The 15,964-nt window shown below is 48.7% G+C and carries 17 protein-coding genes; 6 read left to right on the forward strand and 11 right to left on the reverse strand.

Annotation, left to right across the window (positions count from 1 at the left end):
• Positions 1–21: 21 nt before the first annotated feature.
• Positions 22–783 (reverse strand): ECF transporter S component, encoded by a 762-nt coding sequence (locus ACBZ72_10005; GenBank protein ID XES76504.1) that lies wholly within the window; start codon positions 781–783, stop codon positions 22–24.
• 507 nt (positions 784–1,290) lie between these two features.
• Here ACBZ72_10005 and ACBZ72_10010 point away from each other — a divergent pair.
• Positions 1,291–2,271 (forward strand): bacterioferritin, encoded by a 981-nt coding sequence (locus ACBZ72_10010; GenBank protein ID XES76505.1) that lies wholly within the window; start codon positions 1,291–1,293, stop codon positions 2,269–2,271.
• A gap of 103 nt (positions 2,272–2,374) precedes the next feature.
• Here the strand turns inward: ACBZ72_10010 and ACBZ72_10015 are convergent, their stop codons facing one another.
• The 3 genes from ACBZ72_10015 to ACBZ72_10025 form a co-directional block, all read right to left on the reverse strand.
• Positions 2,375–3,091: a winged helix-turn-helix transcriptional regulator gene (locus ACBZ72_10015; protein ID XES76506.1), complete on the reverse strand. Its 717-nt coding sequence runs from the start codon at positions 3,089–3,091 to the stop codon at positions 2,375–2,377.
• A 432-nt stretch (positions 3,092–3,523) separates the two neighbouring features.
• Positions 3,524–3,997: a hypothetical protein gene (locus ACBZ72_10020; GenBank protein ID XES76507.1), complete on the reverse strand. Its 474-nt coding sequence runs from the start codon at positions 3,995–3,997 to the stop codon at positions 3,524–3,526.
• A gap of 12 nt (positions 3,998–4,009) precedes the next feature.
• Positions 4,010–4,531 (reverse strand): phage tail protein, encoded by a 522-nt coding sequence (locus ACBZ72_10025; protein ID XES76508.1) that lies wholly within the window; start codon positions 4,529–4,531, stop codon positions 4,010–4,012.
• A 124-nt stretch (positions 4,532–4,655) separates the two neighbouring features.
• Between ACBZ72_10025 and ACBZ72_10030 the strand changes: the two genes are divergently transcribed.
• The 3 genes from ACBZ72_10030 to ACBZ72_10040 are packed head-to-tail and all read left to right on the forward strand — an operon-like array spanning position 4,656 to position 7,726.
• Positions 4,656–4,799, forward strand: coding sequence for a hypothetical protein (locus ACBZ72_10030; GenBank protein ID XES76509.1), 144 nt, complete (start codon positions 4,656–4,658; stop codon positions 4,797–4,799).
• A gap of 46 nt (positions 4,800–4,845) precedes the next feature.
• The gene (locus tag ACBZ72_10035; protein ID XES76510.1) at positions 4,846–6,771 is read left to right on the forward strand and encodes a 2-oxoacid:ferredoxin oxidoreductase subunit alpha; all 1,926 of its coding nucleotides are present in this window, start codon (positions 4,846–4,848) and stop codon (positions 6,769–6,771) included.
• On the forward strand, positions 6,761–7,726 hold the full coding sequence (locus ACBZ72_10040; GenBank protein XES76511.1) for a 2-oxoacid:ferredoxin oxidoreductase subunit beta: 966 nt from the start codon (positions 6,761–6,763) through the stop codon (positions 7,724–7,726). The genes ACBZ72_10035 and ACBZ72_10040 overlap by 11 nt, the downstream gene beginning before the upstream one ends.
• 70 nt (positions 7,727–7,796) lie before the next feature.
• On the opposite strand, the gene ACBZ72_10045 is transcribed toward ACBZ72_10040, so the two are convergent.
• From ACBZ72_10045 to ACBZ72_10070, 6 genes are all read right to left on the reverse strand, one after another.
• Entirely contained in the window at positions 7,797–8,045 is a 249-nt protein-coding gene (locus ACBZ72_10045) for a TRAM domain-containing protein (protein ID XES76512.1), read from the reverse strand.
• A 58-nt stretch (positions 8,046–8,103) separates the two neighbouring features.
• A complete protein-coding gene (locus ACBZ72_10050) occupies positions 8,104–8,394 on the reverse strand; it encodes an OB-fold nucleic acid binding domain-containing protein (protein ID XES76513.1) in 291 nt (96 codons plus the stop codon).
• A 191-nt stretch (positions 8,395–8,585) separates the two neighbouring features.
• The gene (locus tag ACBZ72_10055) at positions 8,586–9,761 is read right to left on the reverse strand and encodes a hypothetical protein (GenBank protein XES76514.1); all 1,176 of its coding nucleotides are present in this window, start codon (positions 9,759–9,761) and stop codon (positions 8,586–8,588) included.
• A 50-nt stretch (positions 9,762–9,811) separates the two neighbouring features.
• Positions 9,812–11,320 carry a hydroxymethylglutaryl-CoA synthase gene (locus ACBZ72_10060; protein XES76515.1) on the reverse strand — a complete coding sequence of 503 codons (1,509 nt, stop codon included), beginning with the start codon at positions 11,318–11,320 and terminating at the stop codon, positions 9,812–9,814.
• A gap of 1 nt (position 11,321) precedes the next feature.
• The gene (locus tag ACBZ72_10065; GenBank protein XES76516.1) at positions 11,322–12,515 is read right to left on the reverse strand and encodes a hypothetical protein; all 1,194 of its coding nucleotides are present in this window, start codon (positions 12,513–12,515) and stop codon (positions 11,322–11,324) included.
• Between the two features lie 133 nt (positions 12,516–12,648).
• The gene (locus tag ACBZ72_10070) at positions 12,649–14,061 is read right to left on the reverse strand and encodes a nicotinate phosphoribosyltransferase (protein ID XES76517.1); all 1,413 of its coding nucleotides are present in this window, start codon (positions 14,059–14,061) and stop codon (positions 12,649–12,651) included.
• A gap of 200 nt (positions 14,062–14,261) precedes the next feature.
• On the opposite strand from ACBZ72_10070, the gene ACBZ72_10075 reads away from it, so the two are divergent.
• Together ACBZ72_10075 and ACBZ72_10080 are read left to right on the forward strand one after the other, a co-directional pair.
• Positions 14,262–14,570, forward strand: coding sequence for a translation initiation factor (locus ACBZ72_10075; protein XES76518.1), 309 nt, complete (start codon positions 14,262–14,264; stop codon positions 14,568–14,570).
• A 32-nt stretch (positions 14,571–14,602) separates the two neighbouring features.
• Positions 14,603–14,821 (forward strand): hypothetical protein, encoded by a 219-nt coding sequence (locus ACBZ72_10080; protein ID XES76519.1) that lies wholly within the window; start codon positions 14,603–14,605, stop codon positions 14,819–14,821.
• Here the strand turns inward: ACBZ72_10080 and ACBZ72_10085 are convergent.
• Positions 14,818–15,759, reverse strand: a complete 942-nt coding sequence (locus tag ACBZ72_10085) for a transcription initiation factor IIB family protein (GenBank protein ID XES76520.1) — start codon at positions 15,757–15,759, stop codon at positions 14,818–14,820. The genes ACBZ72_10080 and ACBZ72_10085 overlap by 4 nt on opposite strands.
• Positions 15,760–15,964 lie beyond the last annotated feature (205 nt).

Genomic DNA, 15,964 nt, shown 5'->3' on the forward strand with positions numbered 1-15,964 from the left:
TAAGAAAATAAAAGGGGACGGTTATGTGTCCCTAAAGAGGGATTTTTTGAGCACTCTTATCAAGGGTGCCCCAATCACTACCGCCAACAGAATTAGCGCAAGCCGCTCGAAGGGATACACCAAGAATATACCTGTCCAAATTCCATTAAAAGCAGCAGGTTCAATGTAACCAAGCGGCTGAGCAAGTACGGTTTCGAAGAGTATGTTCCCCATCAGGTGCTGCATCATTGTTCCTATGAACACCAAAATTGTCAGTCCAGCGGTGAGTCTTCCAGGTTTCAGTGAGTTAACCCATGGACCTGCTTTGCGGCCCAAGGGGGAAATAAGCACACCCAAAGCCACTATGTGTAGCCAGACAAACGGGAACAGGAAGCTTGTTTCGCCGATGTTGATGCTGATTAAAATGCTTGTTAGAGGATACGCCAAAAACGCCACTAATAGGGCAACGTTGAGAAGTACAACGGGCGCCCATTTGCGTCGAATAAGAAGCCCCACGGCAACTGCGTTTACTAGTGCGGGAAGAAAGTCTAAACCTAAGAAAATCACGGGTTTTCCCATCGCCATAGCCAGAAACGTGCCTATTACTACGCTTGCGCCACCTCCGAAGGGACCGAGAATTATGCCGTACAGGGGAGCTAGTACGTCTGATAAGGAGAAGCTGGCGCCTTGCGCTCCTATCATGGGGATTGTTTGCATGATTCTGAGGACAGCGTAGAGGGCGGAAAATACCGCGATGGATGCAATCATTTTTGTTCGGTTGTTAATTTTTTTTGTGTTGCTCAACTACGGGCGCTCCAAGGAATTTTTTTCACTGCTGTGTAGTTTTTTACACTACTCTATAAAAAAGTTCCGCATCCACGCAGTCAGCGACAGCCTAAACACGCAACCCAAACAAGCCTTGCGGCTGCTTCCCGAGGCTTTGAAAGGGAAATTTAAGGTTCAAACACGAATTAGGATTTAAAATTTGGCTTATTAATGTACAGAGCCAGTTTTCACAGGGTTTCACGCTGTATAGCCGATAAGACGGGGTTTTAGCAAATTTTAAATATGAAATGCGTGCAAATTAAAAAATGAGGTTGAAATCGTGGCCAAAAAAGCAGCAAAGAAAACTACCAAAAAAACCACCAAGAAAAAATGAATTGCTAACAACAACTTCTATCCCTAATTTTTCTTTTTCTGTGTCAGGTTGAATTTGGAAATCGTGAAAAATGTTGCAGTTTTAGGGTGACGTAAAACAACAAATCTTTTATACCTTTTCAGTACAACCTCCTAGTAGAGTTGTGATTTGTTATGGCAGTTAAACCTAGCCCCGAATATTTCACTCTTTTAAATCAAGCAGTTGCACGCGAAATACAAGTTTCTATCCAATATCTGCTTCAGCACACAAAAATGGAAAAACTCACCCGTAAAGTCATCCCTGAAAACATTTTGCTGGACAAAACCACCTACGAAGCCGTCGGCAAGTTCCTCAAAGACTTCGCCATCGTCGAAATGAAGCATGCCGCAGACATCATGGAGCGCATCTACTACCTTGGCGGGTCCGCCACCACCAAATCAGACCAAGTCTACGTTGGCAACAGCCTAAGTGAATTCGCCAAAAACGGCGTAAAAGCCGAAGAAGAAGCATTAACGCTCTACCGCCAAATCATCAAAGAAGCATGCGCAATTGGAGACCGAGAAACTCTTCGGATGTTTGAAAGAATCTACAAAGAGGAAGAGGAGCACCTGTTCAAATTCCAAGAATACGCAAACTTCCAAGGTGAACCCCAAGAAACAGAGCAAGCCCCCGTGTCTGAGTGGCGAAAAATCTTCACCCCCGACTACTTTGACCTTCTAAACAAAGCGGTTGCCTCCGAAATCTCCGCCATCATTCAATACACAAACCAGCATGAAAAAGCCAGCGCCCTGCCCCTGAGGACGAAAAACACCGCATTAGAAGCCATCCAAGACAGCAACAAAGCCAAAGTCATCAGTGACCTGCTCAAAACCGTTTTCATGGCAGAAATGGACCACCTTGAAAAAATCACTGAGCGCATTTACCTGCTGGAAGGCGAAGCCACATATACCCCTGACCCTCTGCCTCAAGTAGGCGAAACCGTAGGAGACTTCCTCAAATTGGATCAGGAAGCTGAAAACTATGCATTGGTGCTGTACCGCCAAATCATAGAGGAAGCCAGAAAACGCGGCGACAACAAAACAAGGATGATGTTTGAAGAAATCATCAGCCAGGAAGAAGACCACTACTGGATGTTTGACGACTACGTGAAATAACTTTTCACTTTTTCTTCGTTTTTCTTTAGCTGCGTTGTGGTTTACTGTTTTTGTGGTAGGTCAGCTACTTCTCTGAGCCCCTTCCCATCTAACGTTTCGAGGGCTAATTGGCTTCCGTCAGCATCAGGGTTTCAGTCACCAAGGGCAAACTTGCTTGCGAGAGGGTGTAGGTTACGTTCAAGCCGTCGCGGCTTTCGTTGATGAAACCTGTTTCGCGCAGACGCTTCATCTGCCAAGTCAGCCCTTGGGAAGAAATCCGCACCCGCACCGCTAACTCATGATGCGACAGCCGTTTCCCCAACAACAACGCCTTCAGTATGCTTCGGACAGTGCCCAGCCGCGCGGAAGCAATCGCCTCCATTTCCTCACATGAGAACCTGCGCGCCGACGCAAAAAACCGTTTGTATCTGCCCTTTCGAAAACTCGTAATCAAACCACTTCTCTGCAACTGCGCAAGATGAAACTGCACCACCCCAATGGACAAGCCCAAGCCGCCGCAGATTGCACGAAACTGGACGCCAGGGTTGCCTTGGATGAAATTGAAAATTTCTGTACGGTTGATGTTTTGGGGCAGTGTTGCCTTCTCCGCAAAAAATGGTTGAGGCAAAACGCTTGGTGCCAAGCAGGCGAAGGCGTCGCAGTTGGGGACGGGGCTATTTCGCAGCAGACTCAGGACGCGGGCAGTTAGTTTTTGGTTGAGAGCTGTTTGGGTGGTTTGGACCCACGCATCAACTTCTTGTTGCCGCTGCATCAATGCGATCAAGGAAAAAGCCATGATGAGAACTAAACAGGCTGTTACCAAGCTTTTGTTCAGTTTCACCGTGCGTCTCCCACATCTACCATTATTGGGGAAGCATTTTTAGTTTTTTCTGTAAACAAACGTACTATTGTCAGTTGCCTTGGAAAAAACTAAGGAAAAAAGGGTTATTTTTTTGGTTTTGTATTTAAAGTTTTCACGGTTTTTGCGGTACTGACTTTTTTGCTGCCGAAAGCGTTGAAACACGTGCCGCTGAACTTACCACTCTGGAACGTGCACCTACGCCTGCCGCCGATGAAGAAGATGAAGGCGTAGAGGATGAGGTTGTGGAGGCAGCTTGGTTTGTTGCGGCGATTTGGCTTGCTACGTGCCCAAGAACGGTTGAGCCTATGGCATCCTTGTAGAGATAAGCGAGTTTGGTGTCAAGTTAAAGCTGATTGTGGCAGACGGTGTAGCCTAAGGAGCCGCTTTTGAGCTCGCCCAGACCCAAAACTCTCAGGCACATGTCGATGCTTGCACGGATGGGGTTAAGTTCCAAATCGAAAGCCAGCTCAACAACTTAAGGCTAACTAAACGTGTCGGCAGCAACCGATTAGGTCCCCACCAGAACAGAACCACTTTCGCCGTGGATTCAGCCGAAGAGGTAATCATGGATTGCAAAGTTGCCAAAGCAGGGGTCAAACCGTTTTGTGCTACGCTTGAGTTTTGTTCGGGGTGTTCCAGTTGGTCGGCGGCGTCAAGTTCCAACATCAAATTAAAGAATTCAACAGGTGAACCCTGAGCGGGGGACGCTTTCGCTTCGGGCATTGGAGTGCCGTCAGCGTTAAAGTAAGACAAACTTCGCTTAAGCTGCTCAGGATTATATTGGAAAGCAAAAACGGTAGCTGCATTTGTCAGGGTTTTTGCCGAGGGTTCAACAGCGATTAAAGCCGCCTTGATTGCGTTAGACCTTACGAGGGAACTTGACATGTGTTGCACCTATTACTTGGCTGGATTGGAGGGCTCAGCGGGTTCAGTTACGGCTGTGTCGCGTTCCCAGCCTTCGTTCTCCAGCTTAATCATCTGAATGGCAACGGCACTTCCGTTGGCGTCAAGCTCAGGCAAGGCTTGGTACTCTGAAACCCAACATCGATACACGCGGTAGGCTAAGGCGAGTTGTCCTGCTTCATTGTAGAATTCGAGGGTTATGTCTTTGCGGAAGTCCTTCAGCGACGCTTCGCTGCCGTATCCTGAACCAAAGTTCCAAACTTTGTTTGCCCACTGCTCAAACGCGGGGTCGTGGGTTACGCCGCGCTCCAGAATCAAGGGTTCATAGTGTGTTCTGCCGGGGGATTTGCGCACAGTGTTGGGGTCGCCGCCTTCCCTGTGCGTCACAACCTCGGTGACTCGTCTGATGGGCCCGATTTTTGAGACGCCAGCAACGTATCTGCCGTCCCATTTGATTCGGAATTTGAAATTCTTGTAGGGGTCAAAACGGTGGGGGTTTACTGTGAATTGAGGCATGAAATCACCTGCTTTCCTATCATGGTTCGGCTTTTTTTCAGAGTCAAAAGTCTGTTGAGGGGAAGGAGGTATATTCCGAAACCTTAATTTCGATAGAGCAACCCTCTACAATAGAGGCGATTGAGTGAAAGAAGACAGCCAAGAAATGCCTCGTTGCGAAAAATGCAAAGAGCCCATAGACCAATGCAAATGCGCTTGTCCCTATTGCGGCGAAACTTCTGGATGCGACTGCTGCACCGGCTACGGCAGAGCAACAGGCGGCGGATAAACAGGACAGTTCTCGTTCGCTTCTTCTTATCAAAGGTGAAAAACAAATGGCAATTAAAAGTGTAAACTGGATGGCAGGCGGACCACAGGGAAGCGGCGTGGACACGGCAGCAAACATTTTTGGGCGCGCATGCGGCTACGGTGGGCTCTACGTGTTTGGCAGACGAGAGTACCACAGCAACATCAAAGGATTGCACAGCTACTTCCATCTGCGCATGTCCAAAGACGAAATTTTGGCAAACATTAACGATGTGGATTTGCTTGCAGCGTTTGATGCGGAAACGGTTGTTAGGCACCTAACTGAGGTGGTTCCTCAGGGCGGAATCATCGTTGACTCCAAAGAAATGACAAACAAAGTGCTGGATATAGCAACGTTACCACCCGAATTTAAGGCAAAAATGCGCGAGTTCATGCAGGAAAACGGCGTAGGCGAAACCCTCAAGGATTGGCTGGACTACGCCCAGAAAAAGCAAGTCCAAGTTTTCCCCGTGCCCTACTTGGAATTGCTCAACCAGATTGGGACAAAGCTGGGCATAGCGCAAATTAGCAAAATCACACGCATGATAAACGTCCTAACCATCGGCATCTCGTTGGCGCTGTTCAAGTTTGACCCTGAACTGGCCGAGAAGACGGTACGGGCAACCTTTGCCGGGAAGGGCAAAGTTGCAGACATGAACGTAACCGCCCTTAACCTCGCCTACGAATACGCCGAGCAGCACTTCAAAGACAACTTTAAACACAGGCTGGAAAAGGTTCCGATAACGGAGGAGAGGGTTTTCCTTACAGGAAACCAAGCTGTCGCCATGGGGAAAGTGTTGGGCGGATGCAGAGTCCAAACATACTACCCAATCACCCCAGCGGCAGACGAAAGCGAATACTTGGAAGCCCACGAGATTTTGAAAACCAGCGAAGAAGACGAGTCGGTTCTTGTTATTCAAACGGAAGATGAAATCGCCGCCATAAACTCCGCTTCGGGAGCCGCCTTAGCAGGGGCGCGGGCTGCAACTTCAACCTCAGGACCTGGATTCTCGCTTATGGCGGAGGGGCTCAGCTGGGCAGGCAACAACGAAGTCCCCGTCGTCGTCACCTACTATCAGCGGGGTGCACCCGCCACGGGGTTGCCTACAAGAAATGGGCAAGGAGATTTGCGGTTTGCGATGCATGCAGGACACGGCGAGTTCCCACGCATAATCCTCGCGTCAGGAGACATCAAAGAATGCTTCTACGACGCAGCCAAAGTGTTCAACCTCGCCGAAAAATACCAAACCCCCACCATTCACCTGATGGATAAAGCCATGGCAAACTGCAGCCAAACCTTCCCCGTTTTCGACTACAGCAAATTCAAAATTGACCGCGGACAACTCCTCACCGAAAAAGACGTGAAAGGCAAAGACTACCGCCGCTTCCAATTCACGGAAAGCGGGGTTTCGCCTCGAGTGCCGTTGGGAACTAAAGGCGCTTTGGCGTGGTATACGGGTGATGAACATAACGAGACAGGGCATATCAGCGAGGAGCCGTTTAACCGAATTTTAATGATGGAGAAGCGTATGAAGAAACTGGATTTAGTGGAAAAAGAGACTCCCCTTGAGGATAAACTGGCTTTCTTTGGAGACCAAACCAGCGAAAACATCATAGTCAGCTGGGGTTCGCCAAAAGGCGCCATAATCGAGGCGCTGGACATGCTCAAGGAGGAGGGGTTGATGGCAGGTTTTGTGCAGGTGCGCATGGTTGTGCCGTTTCCTACTGAACTCATGAAAAAAGCCTTGACGGGCAAAAAACGCATAATCGACATCGAGGACAACTATCTGGGGCAACTGGGTGAAGTGGTGAAAGAGAAAACAGGCATCGCACCCAACTACCATGTGCTCAAGTACACGGGCAGACCCATGACCACCACCGAAATCCACGGCGCCCTCAAGCATATCTTAATAGGACAAGCAGCCGAAAGGCAGGTGTTAGACTTTGGTTCTTAAACCTTCAGACTTTAAAGTGCCAGACGTTTACGCGGACTGGTGCCCTGGATGCGGCGACTTCGGCATCATGAACGGCGTCCAAATGGCACTCGCAGAGCTTGGCTTGGAGCCTCACCAGATTGTGCTGGTTTCAGGCATCGGCTGCTCAGGCAAAGAAGCCCACAACGTCAAATGCTACGGCGTCCACACCCTCCACGGACGGACGTTGCCGTTTGCCATGGGCATCAAAGCCGCCAACCCAAACCTTGAAGTGGTTGCGATAGGTGGCGACGGCGACGGGTTAGGCATCGGCGCAGGACACTTCGTGAACGCAGGCAGACGCGACATAGACATGACCTACATCATCCACAACAACGGCGTTTACGGCTTAACCAAAGGACAAGCCTCTCCAACCCTGCACCGAGGCGAACAAACCAAATCCCTGCCACGCCCCAACATAAACGAACCCGTAAACCCCATCGGGTTGGCGTTGATTTCGGGCTTCACGTTCGCAGCGCGCTCTTACGCTTATGATGTGAGACATCTGCGGGACATGATTAAGCTTGGGGTTCAGCATAAAGGCATGGCGTTCATCGAGTGCCTTCAACCCTGCACCACCTACAACAACATCAACACCAAAGCGTGGTACTCAGGGGAAGACCGCAAAGACGCCCAAGGCAAACCGCAGAGCAGACTCTATAAGCTGGACGAGGAAGGCTTTGACCCTGTGGTGAAGGCCTGGAATGAGGACTTCCAGAAAAAGATGGCAGCGTTAGAGAAGACGCAGCAGTGGGACGACCACATCCCGCTGGGCGTGTTCTACAAGAACGAGTTGGAGCCGACATTTCAGGAACGCTACAGCAAACGAGTCCCCTTCTACATGAATAACCCGCCTGCGAAGCAAAAGCTGGCAGACAAAGACGGACACAGCCACGTAGACCTCACCGAATTCTTAAACGAACTCAAAACAAGCTAAGCATCAAGCAACGAACAGAAGCTGCATAGAAATACGATTCCTTTCTTCAGGGCCGGTTTCTTTCGGCATTTTATTTTTCTATTGTTTCGGCTTCGGCGAATTTGCGGCTTATCCGCGTAATCCGTATCCGCAGGTGGTCGCCGACTCTTGCGGTTGGAACAAAAACAACCAACCCTTCAATTCGGGCTATCCCATCGCCACGTTGACTTTTTTCTTTAATGTCAACTTCGTATTCTTCGCCGACTTTCACAGGTTTGGGAGGAATTCTGCCTGCTGCTCGATAGCCGCCTTGGTTGTTTCGGCTAAAAGTTTTTTCCATGATGTTATCACCTCGCATGCAAGAATAAAATGAAACCGCGTAAAGCGGTTGAAGCGGTTTAAAGGATTGAGAGTTTGCCGTATTTTCCAACGTTCAGTTGGATTTCGCTCTTAAAACTGGTTACGTAGCCGTTTTCGATTTTGATGTTGTCGCCCACGTTAACCATGTCGATTTGTTCATTCCATAACGTCAGCTTTATGGTTCCAGTTTCATCTTGAACCATGGCGTCGGCGACGTTGTACATTTCATCTTTATATCTGGATTGGACTTGGCGGGTGTCGCCTTTGTCAACAACGCTGGCTTCAACTTCAACCCGTTTCATCCCGTTTTGTAGTTCTTTAATTTTCAAGTCAAATTCTCCTTCAGTGCGTCTGTCCTTTGAGAACCCGATGATGTTCTGCGGGAGACTTTACTTGCAGAAAAGCTTGCCAACCATATAAATCTTGCTAACCCGAATTTGGAAGAAAAAAACGTAAAGAAAAGAGACGGAAGCCCAGGTTTGGGCTGGTTTGGAGGGGGTGTGTTTGCCCTTTTTTCTTATCAGATGCCTAGCAGTATGGCGGTGATGAGGATTGTAACGACTAGGGCGGCGACGCAGGTTAGAATGCTCTTGATGGCGGTGAATTCGGGCACTAGTATCCGAGTTATGACGGCAGTTAAGGCGACCGTCCAAGCGTAGGTGGCTATCTGCATGATGCTTGTTATGAGTGAGAAGGTTTCGGTTTGTGCCGCGATAGCGGTTGTGACCACTGTGGCTTCGACGAGGAGACCGGCATACCATTCAACAGGGTAGTACAGAACAGGCAAAGTTGAGGTTACAGCAATGTTAACAAGGGCTTGGACAACCATAACCACCAAAGCAAAGCCGACGCTCACAAACAATGGTTTCCAGACGACGTTGCCTTTCATTCCCTTTATGAGGATGTAAAGGACGCCTGTTAAGACCAGCCATTGGGAGGCAAACTGCAACAGGGACAACTGCAAGGCGTTAATTACAAACCCTGTCAGGGTCATTTCGGTGTATGTTTGGTAGGTTCCGCGGAAGAAGAGCCCTTCAACACGCAAAGTTATGTTGGATTCAGAAGAAGGATAGCTGAAGTCAACGCGCAAACCAGTGATGTTTTCCCACTGGGGGTTGCCGTTGCTGCTCCAGTTCGGCGCATCGTCCCCAACGGGGATTGTGATGTTGTTCCACACATTGATAAGGGAGGCGTTGGAGAATTCGGAGGTTAAGTCGTATTCGAAGGTGTTTGAGGAACTAAGCGAATACAACGTTAAAGTCACAGTTTCGGGAACCACTTGAGGGTCAATTTGTTTGACGCGTATGGAAAAGTTTTCAGACCCCGACGGCCCGCAATCGACATTCTCGAAACTCGCCATCTCTAGGTACAGGCTACTGCTGTCCGCAACCGAGAATTGCAGACTGCTATTTCCGTATAGGCTGCTGTTCAGGTAGTCTTGGTAGTTGCTGGTTATGTCTGCCCCTGAAGTTGTTGTCCAAAGCCCAGGGTCTTCGGTCCAGGCTCCTAGGTTTTCAAAGTTTGGCGAGGTTTGCTCGTAGTAAGTTTTCAAGTTTGTGCTGTAATAGAATGCAGACTGGGATGCAATAAAAAGAATTATTACAAGCAGGGGACCCCAATATTTTGGGTCTTGCGTTATCTTTTTGAACACCTTGTGAGGGGCATACAATACTTTGAGGACATCAGTAGCGAACAATGGTTTAGGCTCCGCTTACCACTTTTGCAGAGGGCTCTAATAAGTATTTATCACATGCCCATTTTAAGCCGCCGATAAGTGGTATAATCCACGTACTCCACAAACGGATTATCAGTTAAATATTTAGTGGTGATTTTCTGTCGGCACCTCTTGTCCAGCAACTGACTGGTTGTTCGGAAAAGGTAAGCATCACTACCCGCACCCGAACCATAACTCACCAACAATACACGCTCATCAGGCTTAGCTAAATCTAAAACCGCAGCCAAACCCACTGGAGAGCAACCGCTGTAGGTGTTGCCAAAATTGTTAACCTGCAAAGAACACTCATACTGCTCCTCTTTAAAGCCCAAATCACGCGCGACCTTAACAGGAAATGCAGGGTTAGGCTGATGAGGAACAAAATAATCCACATCTTGAGGCTTCAAACCAAACCTATCCATCAGCTTATTGGCGGCTTTTTTAACGTGCTTGAAATATGCAGGGTCACCTGTGAATCTGCCTCCATGCATAGGGTAAGGTTCACCGTCGCGCCTCCAGAAGTCAGGCGTATCTGAAGTGACCGAGCACCAGCCTTCAATTTCGGCCACCACGTCATGCTTGCCGAAAATAAAGGCAGCTCCACCATAACCCACGAACAGGTCCAACTCGCCGCCGGGGCAGCCTCGAGGGGCAGCTTGGCTGTTGTCAGCGCCGATAACCATGGTGTTTTTCATGCCTGAGTTAGGGTAATTTACAAGAGCCGCAGCGTCTTTGAACATGCTAGTGGCGGCTTTGCAGGCAAATTCAGTATCCACGGCATCCACGGCTTGCACATCGTCGTCTTCTTGGCCCAGCTTTAGAACCTGAGCCACTTTGGACGCGATAGGTTTGACCGCGTAAGGGTTGGATTCAGAACCCACATAGACTTTTCCTACAGATGCACTGTCTATGCCTGAATGAATAAGCGCAATTTTACCTGCTTCTACAGCTGCCGTGATGGAGTCTTCATCCATAAAGGGCACAGCGCGTTCGATGCCACGTTCTTTTATTCTGAAACGTGACGTGTAAACGCCATAGCCAACTATGCCGGGCAAGGAATACTCTTTGTTTTGCCCTGAAACCACGTACTCCTGATGGGGGTAGTATTCATCTGCTAAAGTGAACGACAACGAAATTGTTGGAACGACATCACTTCGGTTTACGCTGTAGCGTCGCCTAAATCGGGGAACAACTTCCCTACCCTCTAACGCGGGGAGGTCAACGGTTTCACCCGGCTTAATGACCTGGTCCGTTAATCTGCCGGGGACACGGATTTTTCCGTTGTGAAAAGATATGATGCCGTAAACATAGCTTTCCAGTTTGGTAAATTTGTTTGTGGGTTCTGTGACCAGCGTGCAAAGTTCCAGTTTGCCTTTGTCGTAGAAGAGGTCAACAGAATCCATTTTCATGTAGCTTTTGCGACCACAGTTGCTGCAGTAATCGCGCACTTCAAAGTATTCCTTACCGCAGATTTGGCATCGGCTGGCTTTCAACCTGTCGCCAAGGTAGGAGACTCTGCGTTCAATTGGTTCACTGCTCATTTTAGTTCCTCCCTAAGATGCAAACAAAGCTTTTGGTGCCAAACCCTTCACACTCGTTTGTTAAACCAAACCGAGGTGAGGCATCAGCGACTTGTCGGGGTCCAGCTTCACCACGTAGCTGCCTGAAAATCTCGTACAGTTGAGCCCCGCCAGTAGCTCCGAGGGGGTTGCCGTCTGCTTTTAAGCCGCCATTGAGGTTTATGAAAAGTTTTTTACCGTTAACATCCAAGTAACCCTGATAGTCTTTGTAGCTATCATAGATGTATTTCCAAGCGGTTCCATAGTCGCAGAAACCCAAATCTTCTAGCGAAACCATCTCCATCATTGTGGATTGGTCATTAAGCTCCAAAACCCCAATATCCTTTTGATTTACACCAGCCATCTTTATGGCGTTTGCCATTGCAAGTTTAGTTGCAACAAAATGATCCAAATCATCCCTAGCTGAAAAGTTCAGGTAGTCAGTTGCGGATGCGGCACCTAAAACACAAACAGGGTTATCCGTTAGCGTTTTGGCTTTGTCGGCGCTGGTTAAAATCAACGCAGAAGCCCCATCAGATATGGGTGCAAAATCGTAGAGCCCCATTGATTTGCGTGCCGCTTTCCGCGCGTTCAAGACTTGCTCCACAGTTATTTTTCTTCGATACTGAGCGTACTCGTTTTTAGTAGCGTTCGCATGGTTTTTCACGGATATCTGCGCGAGGGCGATGTTGAGTTTTTCAAGGTTTTCGCCCGTGATGCCGTGTTTCTTGATGTACGCTCGAAGCATTAACTCATGATTGGATTCAGGGGTGCATCCTGCGAAGTAGCTCCAAGGGTCTTCAAGAAGCATAAGGTCGTCGCGGATTTTATCCCAGCGGTCGGTCATTTTTTCGATGCCTCCCACCAGTACGGTGTCATAGATGCCTGCACGGATGGAGTTGCATGCAGTTAGGAGGGCGGCGCTGACAGAGCGGGTAATTTCCATGGGCACGTGAAGTTCAGTGAGTTCAGAGAGGAAGCCTTCTTCCAAACCGAGCTTGTTTGTTATGGGCAAAAAGCAGTCAGACATGTAGCAGGCTTGAAGGTCTTTGCGTTCTATGCCGCATTCATGCGACGCTGTAAGCCATGCTTCTTCGATTAGTTTTTCGGGTTCTTTCCCATAATGTTCGCCGAACTTGGTTCGACCTACAGCCACTATAGCTGGACAATTTTGCATAAGATATATTTCCCCGATGCAATTACCCCATTTCCGAAAACCCTTTTAAGTGTTTGCCAACTCAACAACAGTTCCGCATTTAAGCTTTGGAAACAAACAAACCATCACGAACGTGACTTCGCAGGGGTATAACTTAAAGGCGGGGAACCACGCCGTTGAGGATTTCTTGTTCCTTGATTTTTTCTTTCAACTGCTCCATCAAAACCTTCAACGCAGGCGTCAACTCAACAGGATACGTAGTGGCATCGGTTAGCTTGTGGTATTTTTGGGGGAACTTGGAGAGGTTTTCTTGGGCTTCCACGCGGATTTCATTAAGTGAAGGCAAGACACAGCAAAGTTTGCCGCTCTCCATAACTTTCCTGAGCAACGGTTCCCCACCAACCTCGGGAAATTCGTCAGCTAAGGCAATGACGTCTTTACGGCACATGCCCTCTTCATCGGTGAACCGGTAAACCTGCTTTCGCCCAGGCAGGGTAAGTTTGTTTTCGCTCAACTTCATTATTGGAGAAAACACACCCTTGTCGTCGCTGGTTTCACACAGCTTGTAAATCACGTCCAGATACGGATAATCCGCGGAGGTGCCCATTTTTGTGCCTACGCCGAAAGCGTCAATTTTTGCGTCTTTTTCAAGCAACTCAGTTATTTTGTATTCGTCCAAGTCGCCGCTGGCAAAAATGCTCACCTGCTCCAAGCCGTTCTGGTCCAACAGCGCCCGCACCTTCTTGCTTATCGCCGCCAAGTCGCCGCTGTCTAAGCGTACTCCACCCAGCTTAAACCCATGCCGCGTCAGCTCTTTAGCAACCACGATGGCTTTTTCTGCGCCCGCCAAGTCGTCGTAGGTGTCGATGAGCAGGGTGGATTTGGTGGGGAAAGTTTTGGCGAAAGCGCGAAAAGCTTCAATTTCCCGCTCGTAAGACATGATAAAGGAGTGCGCCATGGTTCCAAAAACGGGGATACCGTATTCTAAGCCAGCCAGCACGTTGGAGGTTCCTTGGCAGCCCGCGAGGTAGCTGCTTCGGGCAACCTTCATACCCGCGTCGACGCCGTGTTCTCGGCGCAGCCCAAACTCGATGACTGCTTTGCCCTTTGCTGCTTGCACGACGCGGCTGGCTTTGGTTGCCATCATGGTCTGCAGGTTAATGGTGTTAAGCAGGAAAGTTTCCACCAGCTGCGCTTCAATTATGGGGGCAGTTACGCGAATAAGCGGCTCATTAGGAAAGCAAACAGTACCTTCGGGAACAGCCCAAACATCGCCAGTAAACTTAAAGTCCCGTAAATAAGCCAGAAAATCGTCATCAAAACCCTGCTTCCGTAAGTAGGTGATGTGCTCATCGGTGAAGTGCACGTTTTCCAAGTAGAGCAGCACCTGTTCGAGCCCTGCAAACAGAAAATAGGAACGATTCGGAGGCAACCTGCGTATGAATAAATCGAAAGTGGCGGGTTCAAATTTGTTGTTGTCGAAATAGCTTGCGCACATGGTTAATTCATAAAAATCTGTAAACAAGCTCAGGTTCTCTGGGCTGGGGAAATCAAAGGGAAGCTTCATGGCTAAACCTTATCGTTAAACAAATTTAATCATTTGTGTCAATGAAGGGAGGCAGTAACTTTTTGTTCGCAACAGAAGGGAACTAAAACATAATTTAACAAACGGCAGGCAGGTTAATGGATCTTCTATCATGTACTTAACCGTGGGTGAGGCTTGAAACTCTTATATACTGCCCTAAACAATCCTATCAGGAGAAAGTCATGGCTGAAGTTTGTACAACCTGTGGACTACCTAAAGACCTCTGTGTTTGTGGAGAAATAGAAAAAGAGCAACAGCGAATTCGCATTCGCCTTGAAACCCGAAAATTCGGCAGACCCACCACCGTCATTGACGGAATGGACGAAAAAACGACTGACCTGCAAGACATGGCGCATAAACTCAAAGCTTTTTGTGCATGCGGCGGAACAAGCAAAGCAGGGCTAATTATGTTGCAAGGTGACCATCGTGACAGGGTCCGCGAATACCTCATAAAAATCGGCTACCCCGCAGAAAACATCGAACGTCAATAACTTGCGTAACCTCCAGAAAATGAGTTCGTAACATGAAAAAGTTAAGCAACATACGGGATGTATTTAGGGCTATAAAGCATAAAAAGCCTACTCAAATTTTCTGTCCTCGATGCGGCAGCCCCAAACTCCGCTTATCCAGCAGTTTTGACTACTGGCTGCTACCTCAAAGATACGTGTGTAGTGAATGCGGCTACGTTGGCACGGTTTTTATGGAATTGGAAAAAGAGGAAACAGCAGAAAAAAGCTGTTAATCGGGCAGCTCTAGATTGAGTTGCTTTTTGAGGGTCTTGTAGCGATTTCGCACTGTGACTTCGGTTACGCCAGCAGCTTCAGCGATGTCTTTTTGGGTCTTCTTCTCGTTATTCTGCAGACAAGCAATGTAGAGTGCGGCAGCAGCTAAACCCATGGGGTCTTTTCCGGCAGCAGCACGTCTTCGTCGAGCGTCCCGTAGGATGGAGATGGCTGCGCCCTGAGTTTTTCCGGAGATGCCGGTTTTCTCTGCAATTTTGGAAACATAGGTTAGGGGGTCAGCAATGGGCATGTGTACGTCGAGTTCGCGCAGCAAGAGTCTGTAGCAGCGGGCGACATCTTTTTTGTCTACTAAGCTGGCTTCTGCAATTTCCCGAAGGGTTCGGGGAGTTCCGCTTCCGCGGCATGCAGCATACAAGGCGGCAGCGGCGATGGCAGCGATGGATCTGCCTCGGACTAAGCCTTTGTCAAGAGCTTTACGGTAGATAACCGCGGCTTTTTCTTTAATTGGTGGGGGAATGTAGACTTTGTCCGAGAGCCTATCCAGCTCAGCCATGGCTTGAGCCAAGTTACGGTCAATGGAGGAGTGAACACGACTGCGGATTTGCCATTTTCTCAGACGCCACATCTGGAGTCGAGTGGACAGGGGGAGTTTTCGGCCGAAGGCGTCGCGGTCAACTTGGCTGATAGCAGTGGATAAACCTTTGTCGTGCACTGAGTAGGAGGTGGGGACACCGACGCGGCTTCGGGAAGCTTTTTCTTCTTGGGTGAAAGCGCGCCATTCAGGTCCTTTATCAAGCATCTGTTCGTATAATACTAGACCACAGTCTCCGCATACTGTTTCGCCTGTATCGTAATCGTGAACAAGATTCTGGCTGCCACATTCGGGGCATTTATCAACTAAACGCTGATGTGTGGTGGTTGCTTCTTTTTTGCTCATGGTTTTCGACTCCATTCACACTAACGGCGAGCCGTCACAGCGTCGTCGGTTGCCCATTTTTGGGCTGATAAAAGTGCACATTCGGCCCGCGCATTCTTAGCAAAGGAAGAGACCTTGTATATAAGATTTGTGGTTGTTAGAAGAAGATTCGGTGTCACAACTCCCGAACAAACATACATAACACGCACAAACTTAAAAACCTTCT

The sequence above is a fragment of the Candidatus Bathyarchaeia archaeon genome (genome assembly GCA_041447175.1).
In the GTDB taxonomy this organism is placed as follows: domain Archaea; phylum Thermoproteota; class Bathyarchaeia; order Bathyarchaeales; family Bathycorpusculaceae; genus JADGNF01.

Coding starts and splice junctions, on each gene's coding strand:
- ACBZ72_10085 (XES76520.1), bottom strand. CDS start 15,759: ATGAGCAAAAAAGAAGCAACCACCACACATCAGCGTTTAGTTGATAAA.
- ACBZ72_10045 (XES76512.1), bottom strand. CDS start 8,045: ATGGAAAAAACTTTTAGCCGAAACAACCAAGGCGGCTATCGAGCAGCA.
- ACBZ72_10020 (XES76507.1), bottom strand. CDS start 3,997: ATGTCAAGTTCCCTCGTAAGGTCTAACGCAATCAAGGCGGCTTTAATC.
- ACBZ72_10035 (XES76510.1), top strand. CDS start 4,846: ATGGCAATTAAAAGTGTAAACTGGATGGCAGGCGGACCACAGGGAAGC.
- ACBZ72_10025 (XES76508.1), bottom strand. CDS start 4,531: ATGCCTCAATTCACAGTAAACCCCCACCGTTTTGACCCCTACAAGAAT.
- ACBZ72_10080 (XES76519.1), top strand. CDS start 14,603: ATGAAAAAGTTAAGCAACATACGGGATGTATTTAGGGCTATAAAGCAT.
- ACBZ72_10065 (XES76516.1), bottom strand. CDS start 12,515: ATGCAAAATTGTCCAGCTATAGTGGCTGTAGGTCGAACCAAGTTCGGC.
- ACBZ72_10070 (XES76517.1), bottom strand. CDS start 14,061: ATGAAGCTTCCCTTTGATTTCCCCAGCCCAGAGAACCTGAGCTTGTTT.
- ACBZ72_10075 (XES76518.1), top strand. CDS start 14,262: ATGGCTGAAGTTTGTACAACCTGTGGACTACCTAAAGACCTCTGTGTT.
- ACBZ72_10010 (XES76505.1), top strand. CDS start 1,291: ATGGCAGTTAAACCTAGCCCCGAATATTTCACTCTTTTAAATCAAGCA.
- ACBZ72_10060 (XES76515.1), bottom strand. CDS start 11,320: ATGAGCAGTGAACCAATTGAACGCAGAGTCTCCTACCTTGGCGACAGG.